Source organism: Streptomyces sp. NPDC037273, from assembly GCF_055603625.1.
The window spans coordinates 269330-287225 of the sequence record NZ_JBVJVO010000009.1 but is presented as its reverse complement, the minus strand read 5'-3'; the positions used below and the strand labels follow the sequence as shown (position 1 = coordinate 287225).

Annotated in this window: 13 protein-coding genes; 11 read left to right on the top strand and 2 right to left on the bottom strand. The window is 71.3% G+C overall.

Annotation, left to right across the window (positions count from 1 at the left end; translation table 11 throughout):
• Nucleotides 1-14 precede the first annotated feature (14 nt).
• Together ACZ7G1_RS24760 and ACZ7G1_RS24755 are read left to right on the top strand one after the other, a co-directional pair.
• Entirely contained in the window at nt 15-1529 is a 1515-nt protein-coding gene (locus tag ACZ7G1_RS24760) for an APC family permease (protein WP_470875445.1), read from the top strand.
• Nucleotides 1530-1577: 48 nt separating this feature from the next.
• Nucleotides 1578-3233: a flavin monoamine oxidase family protein gene (locus tag ACZ7G1_RS24755; RefSeq protein WP_470875447.1), complete on the top strand. Its 1656-nt coding sequence runs from the start codon at nt 1578-1580 to the stop codon at nt 3231-3233.
• Here ACZ7G1_RS24755 and ACZ7G1_RS24750 read toward each other — a convergent pair whose 3' ends face one another.
• Both ACZ7G1_RS24750 and ACZ7G1_RS24745 read right to left on the bottom strand, forming a co-directional pair.
• Nucleotides 3234-4616, bottom strand: coding sequence for an FAD-binding oxidoreductase (locus ACZ7G1_RS24750; RefSeq protein WP_470875448.1), 1383 nt, complete (start codon nt 4614-4616; stop codon nt 3234-3236).
• Nucleotides 4617-4692: 76 nt separating this feature from the next.
• Nucleotides 4693-6495, bottom strand: a complete 1803-nt coding sequence (locus ACZ7G1_RS24745) for a glycoside hydrolase family 15 protein (protein ID WP_470875449.1) — start codon at nt 6493-6495, stop codon at nt 4693-4695.
• 543 nt (nt 6496-7038) lie between these two features.
• Here ACZ7G1_RS24745 and ACZ7G1_RS24740 point away from each other — a divergent pair.
• The 9 genes from ACZ7G1_RS24740 to ACZ7G1_RS24700 all read left to right on the top strand — a co-directional run bounded on the left by ACZ7G1_RS24740 (nt 7039) and on the right by ACZ7G1_RS24700 (nt 17763).
• Nucleotides 7039-8697, top strand: coding sequence for a CTP synthase (locus ACZ7G1_RS24740; protein ID WP_470875840.1), 1659 nt, complete (start codon nt 7039-7041; stop codon nt 8695-8697).
• Nucleotides 8698-8794: 97 nt separating this feature from the next.
• Complete coding sequence (locus tag ACZ7G1_RS24735; RefSeq protein ID WP_470875451.1) at nt 8795-9421, top strand: NUDIX domain-containing protein; 627 nt, start codon at nt 8795-8797, stop codon at nt 9419-9421.
• A 210-nt stretch (nt 9422-9631) separates the two neighbouring features.
• Nucleotides 9632-11617, top strand: coding sequence for an AAA family ATPase (locus ACZ7G1_RS24730; RefSeq protein WP_470875453.1), 1986 nt, complete (start codon nt 9632-9634; stop codon nt 11615-11617).
• 146 nt (nt 11618-11763) lie between these two features.
• Nucleotides 11764-12879 carry an alanine dehydrogenase gene (gene ald / locus ACZ7G1_RS24725; protein ID WP_470875454.1) on the top strand — a complete coding sequence of 372 codons (1116 nt, stop codon included), beginning with the start codon at nt 11764-11766 and terminating at the stop codon, nt 12877-12879.
• A gap of 448 nt (nt 12880-13327) precedes the next feature.
• The gene (locus ACZ7G1_RS24720) at nt 13328-14353 is read left to right on the top strand and encodes a ParA family protein (protein ID WP_367822871.1); all 1026 of its coding nucleotides are present in this window, start codon (nt 13328-13330) and stop codon (nt 14351-14353) included.
• Nucleotides 14338-14844, top strand: a complete 507-nt coding sequence (locus ACZ7G1_RS24715; protein ID WP_470875455.1) for a hypothetical protein — start codon at nt 14338-14340, stop codon at nt 14842-14844. Before ACZ7G1_RS24720 ends, ACZ7G1_RS24715 begins: the two co-directional genes overlap by 16 nt.
• Nucleotides 14845-14888: 44 nt before the next feature.
• Nucleotides 14889-15824, top strand: a complete 936-nt coding sequence (locus ACZ7G1_RS24710; protein ID WP_470875456.1) for a segregation and condensation protein A — start codon at nt 14889-14891, stop codon at nt 15822-15824.
• Nucleotides 15821-16423 carry an SMC-Scp complex subunit ScpB gene (scpB, locus tag ACZ7G1_RS24705; protein WP_470875458.1) on the top strand — a complete coding sequence of 201 codons (603 nt, stop codon included), beginning with the start codon at nt 15821-15823 and terminating at the stop codon, nt 16421-16423. Before ACZ7G1_RS24710 ends, scpB begins: the two co-directional genes overlap by 4 nt.
• A complete protein-coding gene (locus ACZ7G1_RS24700; protein WP_470875460.1) occupies nt 16423-17763 on the top strand; it encodes a pseudouridine synthase in 1341 nt (446 codons plus the stop codon). The genes scpB and ACZ7G1_RS24700 overlap by 1 nt, the downstream gene beginning before the upstream one ends.
• Nucleotides 17764-17896 lie beyond the last annotated feature (133 nt).

The window sequence follows — 17896 nt, the reverse complement described above, 5'->3', positions numbered from 1 at the left end:
GATGCTCTCGCGCCATGGCAGAGAACTCCACCCCAGAGGTCCACCGGCTGAAGGCGAATTCGGTCGGTCTTGTCGGCGTCGTCTTCATGGCCGTGGCCACCGCGGCCCCGATCACCGCGATGACCGGAAACCTCCCCATCGCCGTCGGCTTCGGCAACGGCACCGGCGCGCCCGCCGGATACCTCTTCGCGACGCTCGTCCTGACCGTCTTCTCGGTCGGCTACGTGGCCATGGCCAAGCGGATCACGGCTGCCGGCGCCTTCTACGGCTACATCTCGCACGGCCTCGGCCGGATCGCCGGCATGGCGTCCGGCATGCTCGCGGTCCTCGCGTACATCGTCTTCGAGGCGTCGATCGTCGGCGTCTTCGCGTACTTCGCCAAGACCACCGTCGCCGACCAACTCGGCGTCGACCTTCCCTGGATCCTGTACGCGGCGGTCATGCTGGCCGTCACCGCCGTCCTCTCGTACTTCGACATCAACCTGACCGCCAAGGCGCTCGGCGTGATGCTGGTGGCCGAGATCGCGGTGCTCTTCGCGGTCGCCACCGCCGTCCTGATCGCCGGCGGCGGCCCCGACGGCATCCCGGTCGAGCCGATCAACCCGAAGAACGCCTTCACCGGCAGCTCCGCCGGACTCGGCCTCTTCTTCGCCTTCTGGTCCTGGGTCGGCTTCGAGTCGACCGCGATGTACGGGGAGGAGTCCCGCGACCCCAAGCGGGTGATCCCGCGCGCCACCCTGATCTCCGTGATCGGCGTCGGCCTCTTCTACATCTACGTGTCGTGGATGACGATCGCCGGGAACGGGCTCGCCGGGTCCGTGAAGCTCTCCGCCTCCTCCTCGCCGCTCGACCTGTTCTTCGCGCCCACCGAGACCTTCATCGGCGCCTGGGCCGTCGACGCCTTCCAGTGGCTGCTGCTCACCGGCTCCTTCGCCTGCGGGATGGCCTTCCACCAGTGCGCCTCGCGCTACCTCTACGCCATCGGCCGCGAGGGCTTCCTGCACCCGGCGCTCGGCCGCACCCACGCGCGGCACGGCTCGCCGTACATCGCCTCGTACGTGCAGAGCGCCATCGCGGTGGCCCTCGTCGCCGCCTTCTGGCTGACCGGCCAGGACCCCTACATCCACCTGTACACCCTGCTCGCCATCCTCGGCACCATGGCGATCCTCATCGTCCAGACGCTCTGTTCCTTCGCCGTCATCGGCTACTTCCGCAAGAACCACCCCGAGGACCGGCACTGGTTCAAGACCCTCACGGCCCCGATCCTCGGCGGGGTCGGCATGATCGCCGTCGTCGTGCTGCTGATCATGAACATGGAGACCGCGGCCGGGCTCGCCGCCGACTCCCTCTTCTTCAAGGCGATCCCCTGGATCGTCGGCCTGGTCTTCTTCGGCGGCCTCGGCCTCGGCTTCTACCTCAAGGCCAGGCGCCCCGAGCGGTACGAGATCATCGGCCGGATCGTCCTGGAGGACGCCACCGAGCGCCCCGCCGACGAGGCCGCCGAGCCCACCCCCGTACCCCAGAGCTGACCCACCCCTTCCGGGTCCCGTCCCCCTTCCTTCCTCCAGGAGCGCCCCATGGCACGCACCAACCCGATGCACCTCCTGAAGCACCTCGCCGCCGAGCACGCCGCCGCCCGACGCCTCGGCCTGCCCGTCGATGAACTCCGCGGCATGCGGGCCGACGCCCTCGGCCGCCGCTCCCTGCTCAAGTACGCGGCGGCTGCCGGGATCGCCGCCGGCGCCGGAACGGCGGTCACCGCCGTCCCCGCGGCGGCGGCCACCCCGGCCCCGGCCCCGACCCCGCCGCTGAACAGCACCGCCCGGATCGCCGTCGTCGGCGCCGGGATCTCCGGCCTCACCGCCGCCCTCACCCTCCAGGACGCCGGCCTCAAGCCGGTGCTCTACGAGGCGAACCCGTCCCGGGTCGGCGGCCGCATGTGGACCCAGCGCGCCCACTGGGCGTACGGGCAGACCTCCGAGATCGGCGGCGAGCTGATCGACACCAGCCACAAGAAGATCCTGGAGCTCTGCCGCCGCTTCGACCTCGCCACCGAGGACTTCCTCGGCGGCGGCCCCAACGGCGCCGAGGAGGTCCTCTGGTTCGGCGGCGCGTACTACCCGCGCAGCCAGGCCGACGAGGACTTCAACGGCGTCTACCAGGCGCTGCGCCGCGACCTCTCCGAGGCGGGGGAGGTCACCTGGAACCAGACCACCCCCACCGGCACCGCCCTCGACAACATGTCGCTGTACGAGTGGATCGAGAGCCGCGTCCCCGGCGGGCACTCCTCGCCGCTCGGCAAGTTCATCGACGTCGCCTACAACGTCGAGTACGGCGCCGACACCACCGAGCAGTCCTCGCTCGCCCTGGTCCTGCTCATGGGCTACCAGACCAATCCGGGCAACTTCAACGTCTGGGGCCTGTCCAACGAGCGGTACCACATCGTCGGCGGCAACGACCGGCTCCCGAACGCGGTCGCGGGCGCCCTCGCCCCCGGCACCCTGCGCATGGGCTGGTCCCTGACCGCCGTACGGGCCAACGCCGACGGCACCCAGACGCTGACCTTCACCGAGGCCGGCGCCACCAGGACCGTCACCGCCGACCACACCATCCTGTGCGTCCCGCTGCCGATCCTCAAGCAACTGGACACCTCACAGGCCGCGTTCGACCCGCTCATGCGCAACCTGCTGCGGGACGCGCGGATGGGCTACTGCACCAAGCTCAACATGCAGTTCGGCACCCGTCCCTGGCGCGGCACCGGACCCTGGCCCGGCGTCTCCGCCGGTGACTGCTTCACCGACTCCGAGGTCCAGCAGACCTGGGACACCACCAAGCTCCAGGGCGGCACCGGCGGCATCCTCCTCCAGTACGGCGGCGGAAGCCTGGCCCGGAACCTGAACCCGGCGGCCCCCTTCTCCACCGAGTCCGACCCGTACGTACGGAACCTGGTCACCCGCTACCTGGCCGGCATCGACGCCTTCTTCCCCGGCACCTCCCGGGCGTACACCGGCCGCGCCCAGCTCTCCGCCTGGCACAAGAACCCGTACTCGCTCGGCGCGTACTCCTGTTGGCCCGTCGGATACCTCCACCGGTACGCCAAGTACGAGGGGACCGCGCAGGGCAGGATCCACATCGGCGGCGAACACTGCTCGTACGACTTCCAGGGCTTCATGGAGGGCGGCGCCACCGAGGGCGAGCGGGCCGCGAAGGAGGTGATCACCGCCCTGAGGTGATCAGCCGGCCGGCACGATGTTCTGGTTGAACCGGAACACGTTGTCCGGGTCGTACTCGGCCTTGACGGCGGCGAGCCGGCGGTAGTTCTCCTCACCGTACGAGGAGACGATCCGCTGCTCGCCCTCGGCTCCGACGAAGTTCAGATACGTCGACTCCAGCGCCCACGGCCGCACATCGGCCCGCACGTCGTGGACCCACTGCCGCGCCTGCTCGTCGTACGCCGGGTCCTCCCAGGTCGCGAACGGGTGCACCGCCCACGGAGCGGTGCGCCACGGCTGCGCGTACCGGGAGGCCCCGGCGGCCACGGCCCCGCCCATCAGGAACAGCACGTGCTGGGTGGCCGTCCCCGCCGGGATCCGCGCGCCCCGCTCGCAGAAGACGTCCACCGCCTCGTCGGGGAGCTCCCGCAGATACTCGGCCGACCAGTAGTTCCGCAGCCCCGGCGGGTCGTCGAGCATCGACTGGAGCTGCGCGTACGGGACGTCCGCGATCATCTTCACCTCGGGGTGCATGGCGATCAGCGGCGCCGCGAACTCCTCGACCTCCGAGACCGGACCGGCGTACGTGAACAGCGCCCCGCAGACCAGCTTGCCGACCAGTTCCTCGGGGATGAACGGCTCCGGAGGAGCGGGCACGTAGATGGTGCCACCGCCGATCCCGTCCGGCGCGGCCTCGCCGAGCTCGCGGTACTCGCGCACCACCTCGGGCGCCCGGTCGGGCAGGAAGAACAGCATCACCATGCTCATCCGGGGCAGCGGGTGCACCCGCAGCGTCAGCGAGGTCGCCACCCCGAAGTTGCCGCCGCCGCCGTGCAGCGCCCAGAACAGCTCCGGGTTCTCGTCCGCGTCCGTGTGGACGTGCTTGCCCTCGGCGGTGATCAGGTCGGCGCCGAGCAGGTTGTCGCTGGCGAGCCCGAACTTCCGCTCCAGCCATCCCGAACCGCCGCCCAGGACGAAGCCGCCGACGCCGGTGGTGGACACCCGCCCGCCGGTGGTCGCCACGTGGAACGGCTGGCACGCCTGGTCGAGATGGGCCATCGTCGCCCCGCCCTCGACCCGTACCGTCATGTTCTCGGGGTCCACGACGACCCCGTGCATCCGGCGGAGGTCCACGACGAGCGCGCCGTCGATCATGGACGTCCCCGCCACGCTGTGCCCGCCGCCGCGGACCGCGATCGGCAGGTCGGCCTGGCGGCCGAAGAGGATCGCGTTGGAGACGTCGGCCTGGGTGGCGCACTGGGCGATCACCGACGGACGCCGGTCGATCATCCCGTTGTGCAGGGACCGGGCCTCGTCATAGCCGGGACCGCCCGGCGTGATGACCTCGCCGGCCAGATCCTCGACCAGTCCGGCCAGGGCGCTTTCGGAGACGTGGGGAGCCATGGGAGCCCCCCTTTCGTGCGGGGGGACGGGACCTCTTCATCGTAGGTCCGGGTGCCGTCCCCCGCGCGGGACCGGCTCAGCCGCCGTACGCCCCGCTCGCCGTCAGCCGCAGCGCCGTGTCGATCAGCGGGACGTGGCTGAACGCCTGCGGGAAGTTGCCCACCTGGCGCTGGAGCCGCGAGTCCCACTCCTCGGCGAGCAGCCCCAGGTCGTTGCGGAGCGCGAGGAGCTTCTCGAAGAGCGTGCGGGCCTCGTCGACCCGGCCGATCATCGCCAGGTCGTCCGCCAGCCAGAACGAGCAGGCCAGGAACGCGCCCTCGTCGCCCTCGAGACCGTCCACGCCGGCCTCGTCGCCGGCCGTCGGATAGCGCAGCACGAAGCCGTCCTCCGTGGACAGCTCCCGCTGGATCGCCTCGATCGTGCCGATCACCCGCTTGTCGTCCGGCGGCAGGAAGCCCATCTGCGGGATCAGCAGCAGCGAGGCGTCCAGCTCCTTGGAGCCGTACGACTGCGTGAACGTGTTCCGCTCCTTGTCGTAGCCCTTCTCGCAGACGTCCCGGTGGATCTCGTCGCGCAGCTCCTGCCAGCGCTCCAGCGGGCCGTCCGCGTCCCCGGACTCGATGAGCTTGATCGTGCGGTCCACCGCCACCCAGGCCATCACCTTGGAGTGCACGAAGTGGCGGCGGGGGCCGCGGACCTCCCAGATGCCCTCGTCGGGCTGGTTCCAGTGCGTCTCCAGATAGTTGATCAGCTTGATCTGGAGCAGCGAGGCGTAGTCGTTGCGGGACAGGCCCGTCATGTGGCCCAGATGGAGGGCCTCGGTGACCTCGCCGTACACGTCGAGCTGGAGCTGGTTGGCGGCGCCGTTGCCGACCCGGACCGGGCCGGAGTTCTCGTACCCCGGGAGCCAGTCGAGCTCCGCCTCGCCGAGCTCGCGCTCACCGGCGATGCCGTACATGATCTGGAGGTTCTCCGGGTCGCCCGCGACCGCCCGCAGCAGCCAGTCCCGCCAGGCGCGGGCCTCCTCGCGGTAGCCGGTGCGCAGCATCGAGGAGAGGGTGATGGCCGCGTCCCGCAGCCAGGTGTAGCGGTAGTCCCAGTTCCGTACGCCCCCGATCTCCTCGGGCAGCGAGGTCGTCGGGGCGGCCACGATCCCGCCGGTCGGCGCGTACGTCAGCGCCTTCAGGGTGATCAGGGAACGGATCACCGCCTCACGGTAGGGGCCGTGGTACGTGCAGTGATCGACCCACTCGCGCCAGAACTCGGCGGTCGCCGCCAGGGAGCCCTCGGGGTCCGGCAGCGCGGGCGGCTCCTTGTGGGAGGGCTGCCAGGAGATCGTGAAGGTGATCCGCTCACCGGGGGTGACCGTGAACTCGGAGTACGTCGTGAGGTCCTTGCCGTGCGTCTCGGCGTCGGTGTCCAGCCACACCGAGTCCGGCCCGGCCACGGCGACCGTGCGCTCCCCGACCTTGTGGACCCACGGCACGATCCGGCCGTAGCTGAACCGCATCCGCAGCGCGGAGCGCATCCGCACCCGGCCGGAGACGCCCTCGACGATCCGGATCAGCTGCGGGGCGCCGTCGCGCGGCGGCATGAAGTCGGTCACCCGGACCGTGCCGCGCGGGGTGTCCCACTCGGACTCCAGGATCAGCGAGTCGCCCCGGTAGCGGCGCCGGTCCGCGAAAGCCGGTTCCGCGTCCGCCGGACCGACGGGCCCCACCCGCCAGAAACCGTGTTCCTCGGTGCCGAGCAGCCCGGCGAAGACCGCGTGCGAGTCGAAGCGTGGGAGACACAGCCAGTCCACGCTGCCGTCCCGGCAGACCAGGGCAGCGGTCTGCATGTCTCCGATGAGTGCGTAATCCTCGATGCGCCCGGCCACGTGCTTCACTCCAGTCGAACGGCCATGTCCGCCCCGCGGGGCGCTTGCTCTGATGCGCCGGCTGGGTGTCAGCCGGATCTGCGTGTGTCAGCGGTCAAGGGGTCGTCGACGAGCGCTTGGTCCGGAGGAGAGGCGGGGTGGTGCCACAGGCCGGCCTGCTCGGCGGGCAACGTCCGAGCAGGATACGTCGCACCCTAGTGACCCGGTGATCACGCCGGTAACGTCATTGGTCCGATCAGGTGAACGACCCCCGTCTCCTCCTGCGCTGCTCCGCCCGGCGGCCCTTTCCCCTGGTGGGCGGGTCGCCCCACGCTCGCGGCGCCGCTCGCCGCGCCCTCCGCGTCGCCGTGCGTGAACACCCGACTGCCGCGTGTGGCCGGAAGCGGTCTCCCGATGTCGCTGATACCCTGGTACCCCGTGGACCGGTGGGAAACGGCGACAGCCGAAGACCCCCGAAACCGCAGCGACGGCACCCCCCGATTCTTCCGGAGGGGACGCCGGTACGCACCTCCAGAACGCGACCACGGGAGCCCCCTCTTGGCGATGCCGCCCAACACCACGACGACCAAGCACATCTTCGTCACCGGGGGTGTCGCCTCCTCCCTCGGCAAGGGCCTGACCGCCTCCAGCCTGGGTGCGCTCCTCAAGGCCCGCGGTCTGCGGGTCACGATGCAGAAGCTCGACCCGTACCTGAACGTCGACCCGGGCACGATGAACCCGTTCCAGCACGGCGAGGTGTTCGTCACCAACGACGGCGCCGAGACCGACCTGGACATCGGCCACTACGAGCGCTTCCTCGACGTCGACCTCGACGGCTCGGCCAACGTCACCACCGGCCAGGTCTACTCGCAGGTCATCGCCAAGGAGCGGCGCGGCGAGTACCTCGGCGACACCGTGCAGGTCATCCCGCACATCACCAACGAGATCAAGGGCCGCATCCGCCGCATGGCGACCGACGACGTCGACGTCGTCATCACCGAGGTCGGCGGCACCGTCGGCGACATCGAGTCGCTGCCCTTCCTGGAGACCGTCCGCCAGGTCCGCCACGAGGTCGGCCGCGACAACGTCTTCGTCGTGCACATCTCGCTGCTGCCCTACATCGGCCCCTCCGGCGAGCTGAAGACCAAGCCGACCCAGCACTCCGTCGCCGCCCTGCGCAACATCGGCATCCAGCCCGACGCGATCGTGCTGCGCGCCGACCGCGAGGTCCCGACCGCCATCAAGCGCAAGATCTCGCTGATGTGCGACGTCGACGAGGCCGCGGTCGTCGCCGCCATCGACGCCCCGTCGATCTACGACATCCCGAAGGTGCTGCACACCGAGGGCCTGGACGCCTACGTCGTCCGCAAGCTCGACCTGCCCTTCCGCGACGTGGACTGGACCGTCTGGGAGGACCTCCTGGACCGCGTCCACAACCCGGAGCACGAGGTCACCGTCGCGCTCGTCGGCAAGTACATCGACCTGCCCGACGCGTACCTCTCCATCACCGAGGCGATGCGCGCCGGCGGTTTCGCCAACAAGGCCCGCGTCAAGGTCAAGTGGGTCACCTCCGACGACTGCAAGACGCAGGCGGGCGCGGAGAAGCAGCTCGGCGACGTCGACGCGATCCTCATCCCCGGTGGCTTCGGCGACCGCGGTGTGAACGGCAAGATCGGCGCCATCCAGTACGCCCGCGAGAAGAAGGTGCCGCTGCTCGGCATCTGCCTCGGCCTGCAGTGCATCGTCATCGAGGCCGCGCGCAACCTCGCGGACATCCCGGACGCCAACTCCACCGAGTTCGACCCGGCGACCGCGCACCCCGTCGTCTCCACGATGGAGGAGCAGCTGGCGTACGTCGAGGGCGCCGGCGACCTGGGCGGAACGATGCGCCTCGGTCTCTACCCGGCGAAGCTCGCCGAGGGCTCGGTCGTCCGCGAGGCCTACGCCGACGAGCCGTACGTCGAGGAGCGCCACCGCCACCGCTACGAGGTCAACAACTCGTACCGCGCGGAGCTGGAGAAGAAGGCCGGCCTGGTCTTCTCCGGCACCTCCCCGGACAACAAGCTCGTCGAGTTCGTCGAGTACCCGAAGGACATCCACCCCTACCTGGTCGCCACCCAGGCGCACCCGGAACTGAAGTCCCGCCCGACCCGCCCCCACCCGCTCTTCGCGGGCCTGGTCAAGGCGGCCGTCGAGCGCAAGACGGGCAAGCCGGCGAAGTAGCCGGCGCTGTCGGCACACGGCGTTAACGTTGCCGGGGTACGGGTCCTCGCGGACCGGTACCCCGGCTTTCGCGTGTGTTCGTAGGTGGGAGGACCAGATGGAGTTTCAGGACACCCCGGAGGAGTGGCGGGTCGCGGCGACGACGACCCCCTTCCAGGGCAAGAAGACGAGCGTCCGCACGGACGACGTCGTCATGCCGGACGGCACGGTCGCCCGCCGCGACTACCAGGTGCACCCCGGTTCGGTGGCCGTCCTCGCCCTGGACGAGCAGGACCGCGTCCTGGTCATCAGGCAGTACCGCCACCCCGTGCGGCAGAAGTTGTGGGAGATCCCGGCCGGACTCCTCGACGTGCCCGGCGAGAACCCGCTGCACGCCGCCCAGCGCGAGCTCTACGAGGAAGCGCACGTGAAGGCGGAGGACTGGCACGTCCTCACCGACGTCTACACCTCGCCCGGCGGTACGGACGAGGCGCTCCGCATCTTCCTCGCCCGCGACCTCGCGGAAGCGGAGGGCGAGCGCTACGAGGTCTCCGACGAGGAGGCCGACATGGAGATCGCGCGCGTGCCGCTCGGCGAGCTGGTGCGGGGCGCGCTCGCGGGCGAACTCCACAACAGCTGCCTGGTCATCGGCGTCCTCGCGCTGGCCGCCGCCCGGGCCGGCGACGGGGTCTCCTCCCTGCGTGCCCCCACCGCACCCTGGCCGGCGCGGCCGTTCGAGGCGTAGGGCCGGTCGCTCCGCGCCGGACCGGGGCCGCGTCGCCGACGGATCGTCACTCCGGGAAACCCGGCCGGTGTGACGATCCGCTGATCCGATCGAGGGAACTGCCCGCCCTGCTCCGCCGGGTCCGTGCCGCCCCCTGAACTACGCTCGGAATCGCCGCCGCGGAGCCCCCCGCGGATTCGGCTCGTGCGCAGGTGGACGGGAGCGTGGCCCGTGACGGATCAGGCGGTGGCGGCGGCCGGCAGTCGGCAGTTCTTCGGCCGGCAGCGGGAGCTGAAGGCCCTGCGCGCCGACATCGAACGGACCGGTCTCGACACCCTCACCGGCCGCAAGGCACCCCGGGCCCGGGTCCTGCTCATTGCGGGCAAGTCCGGCTCCGGACGGACCGCGCTCGCCGAGGAACTGGCCGCCGGGCTCACCGACCGCTATCCCGACGGCGTCTTCCGGGCCCGGCTCACCGAGCCGGGCGGCGAGCCGGTCCCCACCGCGCGGGTCGCCCAGGAGCTGCTGGCCGCGCTCGGGGTCGCCGAACCCCCCGGGGCGGCCGAGGACGAGCTGGCGGAACTGGTCCGGGGCGCCCTCGCGGACCGCAGGGCCGTCCTGATCCTCGACGACGCCGTCGACGCCGAGCAGGCCGACCCCCTCATCCCCGACAACCCCGAGTCCCTGGTCGTCGGCGTCGCCCGCGGACCGCTCACCGGCATCCCGGACGTACGGCCCTGCACCCTCGGCGGGCTCGACCCGAAGTCCGCGATCGAGCTGCTCACCGCGTTCACCGGCTCCGTCCGCATCACCGTCGACCCTCAGGCCGCCGAGACCCTCGTCGAGGAGTGCGGCGGGCTGCCCGCCGCGGTCGTCCTCGCCGGCGGCTGGCTCTCCCTCCAGCCGAAGGCCTCGGTCGCCGACCTCGCCAAACGGCTGCGCGGGCTGACCGGCGACCCCCTCACCCGGACCTTCCTGCTCACGCACGAGGCGCTGCCCACCACCGCCGCCCGGATACTGCGATTCCTCGCCCTCGCCCCGCTGGGCCGGGCCGACGCCCACACCGCCTCCGCCCTGGCCGGCTGCTCGGTCTCGGCGGCCACCACCACCCTCGCCGACTTCGCCGCCATCGGGCTCGTCTCCGCCGGCGAGGACGGACAGTACGAGGTGCCGGGACATCTCGTACCCCTGCTCCGCGCTCAGCTGGAGGAGCGCGACCGGCCCGCCGAGGTGCAGCTCGCCCGGGCCCGGATGCTGGAGCGGACCGTACGGCTCCTCCAGTCGTGCCGTGCGGTCACCGAACCAGAGGGCTCCTCCGCCCGCCGGAAGCTGGCCGGGCTCCCGCGCGCCCTGCGCTTCCCGAACGAGGCCGCCGCGGCCGCCTGGCTGGACTCGCGGCAGACCGTCCTGCTGGCCTCCGCGCGGCTCGCCGTGGCCGACGGTGAGCTCGACACCCTGGCCCGCCGGCTCGTCGCCTCCCTGGTCAGGGCGCTCGCCGCGCACCGGGGAGCGGAGGCGGCCGCGCCCGAGCTGTACGGCCTGCACCGGCTGGTCCTCGACGTGGCCGAGCGGCGCGGGCTGCACCGGGAGCGGGCCGCCGCCCTCCTGAACCTGGCCGATCTCGATGCCAGGACCGGCAGGACGAAGGACGCTCTGCTGCGATATCGGTCGGCTTTGGATGCCGGACGCGAAGCAAATGACCCGTACGCGACCGGTCGCGCAATGGAATCCGTAGGTGGGGCGTATCAGGAGCTGGGGGACTGGCAGCGGGCCGGCGACTGGTACGGGCGGGCGCTCGCGCAGCGCCTCGCCCGGGACGAGCGCGCCGACCAGGCGCGCCTGTACGCCCGCCTCGGAGCCGTACAGACCTATGCCGGGCGGTACGGCGAGGCGCTGCGCAGCTGGCGGGCCGCGGCGGCCGGGTACCGCAGGCTCGCGGATCTCCCGGGCCACGCACGGGCGTTGAGCGAGGCGGCCCGGGTCCAGGAGTACGCCGGACGTCCCGAGGAATCGCTGCGGACCTGCGAGGAAGCGGTCGAGTGGGCCCGCCGGGCGCAGGACACCAGGCTCCAGGCGGCGCTGCAGCTGCGGCTCGCCGACACCCTCGACCGGCTCGGCGACCCGGCCGCCGCGGGGCTGCACCGGGCCGCGGCCGAGAGATTGCTGGATTCGGAAGCCATGGCCTACGAAATCCGCAGTGGGTCCGAGAAAGATTAGTACTTTGAAAGGCTAGACACCGGGAACTCCTTCATTAGACTGGGTCCGCCGCGTTCGAACGTGGTCTGCCCCGGTGCGCCGCAGTGCATCCGGGTATGTATCGCAGTGCCCCAGTTATCCCCCTGATTCAAGGACCGTGATCGACGATGAAGGTCGGCATCCCCCGCGAGGTCAAGAACAACGAGTTCCGCGTGGCCATCACCCCTGCTGGTGTCCACGAGCTCGTCCGCAACGGCCACCAGGTCTTCATCGAGCAGAACGCCGGTGTCGGCTCCTCGATCACGGACGAGGAGTACGTCTCCGCCGGCGCCGAGATCCTCGCCACCGCCGACGAGGTCTGGGCCACCGCCGACCTGCTGCTCAAGGTCAAGGAGCCGATCGCGGAGGAGTACCACCGTCTCCGCAAGGACCAGACGCTCTTCACCTACCTGCACCTCGCCGCCTCCCGCGAGTGCACGGACGCGCTCCTCGAGTCCGGCACCACGGCGATCGCGTACGAGACGGTCGAGACCGCCAACCGCGCGCTCCCGCTGCTCGCCCCGATGTCCGAGGTCGCGGGCCGCCTGGCCCCGCAGGTCGGCGCCTACCACCTGATGCGCTCCGTCGGCGGCCGCGGTGTCCTCCCCGGCGGCGTCCCCGGCACCCACGCCGGCGAGTGCGTCGTCATCGGCGGCGGCGTCTCCGGCTGGAACGCCACCCAGATCGCCGTCGGCATGGGCTTCCACGTGACCCTGCTCGACCGTGACATCAACAAGCTCCGCGAGGCCGACAAGATCTTCGGCACCAAGGTGAAGACGATCGTCTCCAACGCCTACGAGCTGGAGAAGGCCGTCGTCGAGGCCGACCTCGTCATCGGCGCCGTCCTCATCCCGGGCGCCAAGGCCCCGAAGCTGGTCACCAACGAGCTCGTCGCCAAGATGAAGCCCGGAAGTGTCCTTGTCGACATTGCGATCGACCAGGGCGGCTGCTTCGAGGACTCGCACCCGACCACCCACGCCGAGCCGACCTTCCAGGTCCACAACTCGGTCTTCTACTGCGTCGCCAACATGCCGGGCGCGGTCCCGAACACCTCCACCTACGCCCTCACCAACGCCACGCTGCCCTACATCGTGTCGCTGGCGAACAACGGCTGGGTCGAGGCGCTGCGCCGCGACGCCGCCCTCGGTCTGGGCCTCAACACCCATGACGGCAAGGTGGTTTACAAGGAGGTCGCAGAGGCGCACGGCCTCGAGCACGTCGAGCTGAGCACGCTCCTCGGCTGACCCTGAGGGCACGACCGTCAACGCGTGCCGTCAATGCCACACGCCCGGCCGGACCTTGTTCACGAGGTCCGGCCGGCTGTGTCTCCGGCCACGCCGGAACGTTCGGCCAACTCGCCTCGAACGTAACTGTTTAACCGTTTCGCACACCCCTGAAACGTGTGGATGCATGCCTGCGCACCCTTGACAGAGACGTGTTCGGTTGCCGACACATCGGGCCGGGTCCGGCGGATTGTGTTGCTGCGGAGCGGTGACACGCCATAGAGTCGCCAACCGTCGGCATGGTGCCACGCTGACCTATCGATAAATGTTCCTGGTGACATCCAAGGAGGTAAGACGACTTGTGAATGAGTCGACAATTACTCCCGGGAGCGGTGCGCCAGGTGCTCCGATCGGCTCCGTCGCGGTGCGGACCTTCGCGACGCACCAGCCCATGACGACAGCCCACACGATGAAGACGATGGACGGCCTACACGTGAACGCCACGGCCGGCAACGAGATGGGCCGAGAGTCCACCCACTTCGCCGCCTACGACGAGGTGCCCGAGGGGCACTTCTACGACCCCGACGCCGAGTACGAGCCCGACCCGGAGTACGCGGCCACCCTCGCACCCGACGCTGCCCGCCAGCGCCGCGAGCGGATCGGCCCGACCGGACGGCCACTGCCGTACTTCCCGATCCCGGGTCCCCTGACCGACCACGGACCCGCGAAGATCATCGCGATGTGCAACCAGAAGGGCGGCGTCGGCAAGACCACGTCGACCATCAACCTGGGTGCCGCGCTCGCGGAGTACGGACGACGGGTGCTGCTCGTCGACTTCGACCCGCAGGGAGCCCTGTCGGTCGGCCTCGGCGTGAACCCGATGGAGCTCGACCTCACCGTCTACAACCTGCTCATGGAGCGGGGCATGTCGGCGGACGAGGTCCTCCTCAAGACCGCCGTGCCCAACATGGACCTGCTGCCGAGCAACATCGACCTCTCGGCCGCCGAAGTCCAGCTGGTCAGCGAGGTCGCGCGCGAGTCGACGCTGCAGCGCGCCCTCAAGCCGCTGATGAACGACTACGACTACATCGTGATCGACTGTCAGCCCTCGCTCGGCCTGCTGACCGTGAACGCCCTGACGGCCGCTCACAAGGTCATCGTGCCGCTGGAATGCGAGTTCTTCGCCCTGCGCGGAGTGGCCCTGCTGACCGAGACCATCGAGAAGGTCCAGGAGCGGCTCAACCCCGACCTGGAACTCGACGGCATCCTCGCCACGATGTACGACTCCCGTACCGTGCACAGCCGTGAGGTCCTCGCGCGCGTCGTCGAGGCCTTCGACGACCACGTGTACCACACGGTCATCGGGCGGACCGTGCGCTTCCCGGAGACCACGGTCGCCGGCGAGCCCATCACCACCTACGCCTCCAACTCCGTGGGCGCCGCCGCCTACCGCCAGCTCGCCAGGGAGGTGCTCGCCCGGTGTCACGCCGAGTGAGTCTGCCCGGCGCCGACGAACTCTTCCGTACGACCGGGGGGACGGCGCTCCAGTCGTCCTCACCCCGCCGGGCCGTCCCGGCCCCGGCGGGCGAGAGCGACACGGCGGCGGCCGAGAGCTCCGCGGAGCACACGGCCGCCGACTCCGAGGCCGCCGAGCCGCGCGCCCGGACGGTCGAGCCCGAGAGCACCGCTCCGAAGGCCGCGCCCGCCGCGGCGGCGCCCGCCCCGGCGGCCGCCCGGCGCCGCGGTGGCGGCCGTACCCCGAACCGGCGGCCCAGCGGCCGCGAGCGCCACGACGAGAAGATCACGGTCTACGTCTCCGCCGAGGAGCTCATGGACCTGGAGCACGCCCGGCTCGTGCTCCGCGGTGAGCACGGTCTCGCCGTCGACCGGGGCCGGATCGTCCGGGAGGCCGTCGCGGTCGTCCTGGCCGACCTGGAGTCCCGCGGCGACGCGAGCATCCTGGTCCGCCGCCTGCGGGGCCGCTGACGATAGCCTGCGGGCTGCCGCGTTCCCCGTTCTCCCTGGATCCCATGCACCACGCCTCTGACGAAACGTCCCGTCCGCCGCGCCGCCGCCTCCTGGGCAGCGGCCCGGGCGAGGCGGAGCCCGTATCCGCCCCGGAGCCCGCTCCGGAGTCCGTGGGGGAGCCCGTGGCCGCGGAGGGGGAGACGGCCGGGGACGGGCGGTTCACCGTGCGGCTCGCCAACTTCGAGGGGCCGTTCGACCTGCTCCTCCAGCTGATCACCAAGCACAAGCTGGACGTCACCGAGGTGGCGCTGTCGCAGGTGACCGACGAGTTCATGGCGCACCTGAAGGCGCTGGGGCCCGACGGCGACCTCGACCAGACCACCGAGTTCCTGGTGGTCGCCGCCACCCTGCTCGACCTCAAGGCCGCCCGCCTGCTGCCCGCCGCCGAGGTGGAGGACGAGGCCGACCTCGCGCTCCTGGAGGCCCGCGACCTGCTGTTCGCCCGGCTCCTCCAGTACCGCGCCTACAAGCGCATCGCGGAGATCTTCGAGGAGCGCTGGGAGGCCGAGGGCCACCGCCACCCCCGTACCGTCGGGCTCGAACCGCACCACGCCGCGCTGCTCCCCGAGGTCGTCATCTCCATCGGCGCCGAGGGCTTCGCGAAACTGGCCGCCCAGGCCATGCGGCCCAAGCCCGAACCCCAGGTGTACGTGGACCACATCCACGCCCCGCTGGTCAGCGTCCGCGAGCAGGCCGCCGTCGTCGTCGCGCTGCTCCGCGAGCGGGGCACGGCGGTCTTCCGGGAGCTGATCGAGGACGCCGGCGACACCCTCACCGTCGTCGCCCGCTTCCTCGCCCTCCTGGAGCTCTACCGGGAGAAGGCCGTCGGCCTCGACCAGGAGACCGCCCTCGGCGACCTCACGGTCTCCTGGACCGGCGGGGAGACCGACCCGTCCGGGGCCGTGACCGACGAATTCGACCAGGAGGACACCGCGTGAGCGACCTCAAGCCCGCCCTCGAAGCCGTCCTCATGGTCGTCGACGAGCCCGCCGCCGAGGCCCACCTCGCCAAGGTCCTCGACCGGACCCCGGGCGAGGTCGCCGACGCCCTGCACGAGCTGGCCGAGGAGTACACCGCGCAGGGCCGCGGCTTCGAGCTGCGCCGGGTGGCCGGCGGCTGGCGCTACTACTCCCGCGCCGCCCACGCGGCGGCCGTCGAGGCCTTCGTCCTCGACGGGCAGCAGGCCCGGCTCACCCAGGCGGCCCTGGAGACCCTCGCGGTCGTCGCGTACCGCCAGCCCGTCAGCCGTTCCCGCGTCTCGGCCGTCCGCGGGGTCAACGTCGACGGCGTCATGCGGACCCTCCTCCAGCGGGGTCTGGTGGAGGAGGCGGGCGCGGAACCCGAAACAGGTGCGATCCTGTACAGGACGACGAACTACTTCCTGGAGCGGATGGGCCTGCGGGGCCTGGACGAACTCCCCGAGCTCGCGCCCTTCCTCCCCGAGGCGGAGGCGGTCGAGCCGGACTCCCTGGAAGGGGTTCCGTCGTTCGATCCGGATGCGCCGGATCGTGAGGACGACGACAAGACGGAAGTTTGATGCGAAGCAGCAGCGGCAGGAACAGCAGCGGAAACAACGGCGGGAGCCGTGGTGGCAACAGCGGCGGCCGCGGCGGCAGCAGCGGCGGCGGCCGTGGTGGCAGCGGCTCCGGCGGCGGCTACCGCGGTGGCAGCGGCTCGGGCGGCTCCGGTGGCGGCGGCTACCGCGGTGGCAGCGGCTCCGGCGGCTCCGGTGGCGGCGGCTACCGCGGTGGCAGCGGCTCCGGCGGCTCCGGTGGCGGTGGCTACCGGGGCGGCAGCGGCTCCGGCGGCTCCGGCGGCGGTGGTTACCGCGGTGGCAGCGGTGGCGGCGGTTACCAGGGCGGCGGCGACCAGCGCCCCGGCAACCCGCGTCGGCCGCGCCCCGAGGAGCGCTCCTACGACGTAGGCGGCCCCTCCGAGGCCCCGAAGAAGGGCCGTGGCTCCTCGGCCCGCGGCGGCGCCAAGGGCGGCCCCAAGGCCCCCCAGGGCGGCACCGCGCCCCGTCGCGGCCCGCACGGGCAGCGGCAGGCCCCGGCCCGCTCGCGCGAGCTCGACGCCAAGATCGAGCAGCGCAACCGGGAGCGGTACGAGAACCGGCCGGAGATCAAGACCCCCAAGACCTTCCCCGGCGCCGAGCAGGAGGGCGAGCGCCTGCAGAAGGTCCTGGCCCGTGCCGGCATGGGCTCGCGCCGCGCCTGCGAGGAGCTCATCGAGCAGGCCCGCGTCGAGGTCAACGGCGAGATCGTCCTGGAGCAGGGCAAGCGCGTCGACCCGGAGAAGGACGAGATCAAGGTGGACGGCCTGACCGTCGCCACCCAGTCCCACCTGTTCTTCGCGCTGAACAAGCCGGCCGGCGTCGTCTCCACCATGGAGGACCCGGACGGCCGCCAGTGCCTCGGCGACTACGTCACCAACCGCGAGACCCGGCTGTTCCACGTCGGCCGGCTCGACACGGAGACCGAGGGCATCATCCTGCTCACCAACCACGGTGAGCTGGCCCACCGCCTCACGCACCCGAAGTACGGCGTGAAGAAGACCTACCTGGCGGCCATCACGGGCCCGCTGCCCCGCGAGGTCGGCCGGCGCCTCAAGGACGGCATCCAGCTGGAGGACGGCTACGCCCGCGCGGACCACTTCCGCGTGGTCGAGCAGACCGGCAAGAACTACCTGGTCGAGGTCACCCTGCACGAGGGCCGCAAGCACATCGTGCGCCGCATGCTGGCCGAGGCCGGCTTCCCGGTCGAGAAGCTGGTCCGCACCGCCTTCGGCCCGATCTCCCTGGGCGACCAGAAGTCGGGCTGGCTGCGCCGCCTGACCAACACCGAGGTCGGCATGCTGATGAAGGAAGTCGGCATGTAAGGCCCCTGCCGTACCGACGAAGCCCGTGACCGCCCCGGCGGCCACGGGGCTTTTCGGGTTCTGGTTCGGTGGGGGCCTTTTGGGGGGGTGCGTTGACCTCTCTCGTCCACAGGACCTTTCGGGGGGGGGGTGT